Origin of the sequence: Streptomyces sp. UH6 (assembly GCF_013421635.1) — a bacterium.
Classification (GTDB): domain Bacteria; phylum Actinomycetota; class Actinomycetes; order Streptomycetales; family Streptomycetaceae; genus Streptomyces; species Streptomyces abyssomicinicus.
Map to the genome: position 1 here is coordinate 1 of NZ_JACADT010000976.1, position 2,083 is coordinate 2,083.

Consider the following 2,083-nt stretch of genomic DNA (forward strand, 5'->3'; position numbering starts at 1 on the left):
AAAAAACGTCTCCACCGCCCTGCGGGTGCTGCGCCGTGAACTGCCCGACGAGCTGGCCGCCGCGGCCGCCGGCCAGGAGGACGAACTCGCCCGCCTGCTGCCGGAGCTGGGCGACGCCGTGCCCGGACGCCACGACGACGAGGGCATGGCCCGCCTCTTCGAGCTGATCGCCCGCCTGCTGGAGGACCTCTCCGCCGCCCGGACCGTCGTCCTCGTCATCGAGGACCTCCACTGGGCCGACACCTCCACCCGCCACCTCCTCGCGTACCTGCTGCGCACCCTGCGCACCGGCCGTCTGCTGGTCCTCGCCACCTACCGCTCCGACGACGTCCACCGCCGCCACCCGCTGCGCCCGCTCCTCGCCGAACTGGACCGCCTGCGCACCGTGCGCCGGGTCGAGCTGGCCCGCTTCAGCCGCGACGAGGTGGCCCGCCAGCTGACCGGCATCCAGGGCGCCGCGCCCGCCTCCGACCGCGTCGACGACATCTACCGCCGCTCCGACGGCAACGCCTTCTTCGTCGAGGAACTCGCCTGCTCGGACAGTGCCGAATCACTGCACGACCTGCTGCTGGTGCGCGTCGAGCGGCTCCCCGACGAGGCCCAGCGGGTGGTGCGGATCCTCGCCGAGGCCGGTTCCTCGGTGGAGCACCGCCTGCTCGCCGCCGTCGTCGAGCTGCCCGAGGACCGGCTGGACGAAGCGCTGCGGGCCGCCGTCGGCGCCAACCTGCTGCTCGCCGAGGTGGAGGGGAACTGCTACCGGTTCCGCCACTCCCTGGTCCGCGAGGCCGTCGCCGACGACCTGCTGCCCGGCGAGCGGGCCCGGATCAACCGACGCCTCGCCGAGGCGCTGGAGGCCGACCCCACCCTGGTCGCCCCCGACCGGCGCGTCACCCGGCTGGCCGGCTACTGGTACTGCGCCCACGACGCCGCCAAGGCGCTGCCCGCCGTGCTGGAGGCCGCCCTGGAGGCGAGCTGCCGGCGTGCCTACGCGGAGCAGCTGCAGCTGCTGGAGCGGGCGCTGGAGCTGTGGGACATCGCGCCGCCGGAGGTCCGGGGCGGGCTGCGGGAGGCCGAGTTCGAGGACATGCTGCTGCTCGGCCCCGGCGAGCGGTCCGAGGGGTTCGACTACATCGACCTGCTCTCGCAGGCCGCGATCGCCGGCCGGCTGTGCGGGGAGCGGGACCGGGCGCTGAAGCTGGCCCGGCGGGCCCTGAAACTGCTGGACGAGAACCGGGACCCGCTGCGTGCCGCCTGGTTCTGGAACCAGACCTCGCTGCTGGTCCAGGCGCTGGCACGCGGTGACGGGCGGGCCGAACTCGACAAGGCGCGGGAGCTGACCCGCGGGCTGCCCCCGTCCGGGGTGCGCGCCTGGGTGCTGGCGCACTCGGCGGCCTGGGCGATGGTCCGCCACCAGGGGCCGGAGGCGATCGCCTCCGCCGAGCACGCCGTCGAGTACGCCCGCATGCTCGGCGCGCTGCCCGCCGAGCTGAACGCCCGGGCCACCCTGGGCTGCCTGCGCTTCCACTCCGGAGACGTGGCCGGGGGACTGCGGGAGCTGTACGCGGTCAAGGAGGAGGCGATCGCCGCCGGGCTGGCCGACCAGGCCGCCCGGGTGTACGTGAACCTGCCGTCGGAACTGGAGTCGGTGGGCCGGTACCGGGAGGCCGTGGCGATGCTGGAGGAGGGCGCCGCCTTCACCAAGCGCAACGGCCTGGTCGTCTCCCGGGCCTGGGTGCACGCCAACCTCGCCGAGGCGCTGTACTCGGTGGGCGACTGGGACGACGCGCTGCGGGCCGACGAGAAGACCCAGCGGATCGGGCACGCCGCGAAGCCGCAGGGGATAGGCCGCCTGATCTCCGCCCTCGTCGCGCTGCACCGGGGCGAGGTCGAGGAGGCGTCGGGCCTGCTGGAGGAGGCGCGGGAGCTGTTCGGCACCAGTGACCGGCTGCCGCAGGAGTCCCTTCCGATGGCCCGCACCAGGCTGCTGCTGGCCTCGGCCCACGGCCGGACCGAGGAGGCGCGGGCCGTCCTGCTGGCCGCGCTGGACGCCGGGCTGCCGCCGGGGGCGGTCGTCTACAGCTGG

1 protein-coding gene is annotated in these 2,083 nt (G+C 74.9%); it reads left to right on the forward strand.

Annotated features, from left to right (window positions below; all coding sequences use genetic code 11):
* Window positions 1-2,083 (forward strand): AAA family ATPase (locus HW445_RS28220; RefSeq protein ID WP_180223687.1); only part of this gene is annotated, 2,083 nt, incomplete at both ends.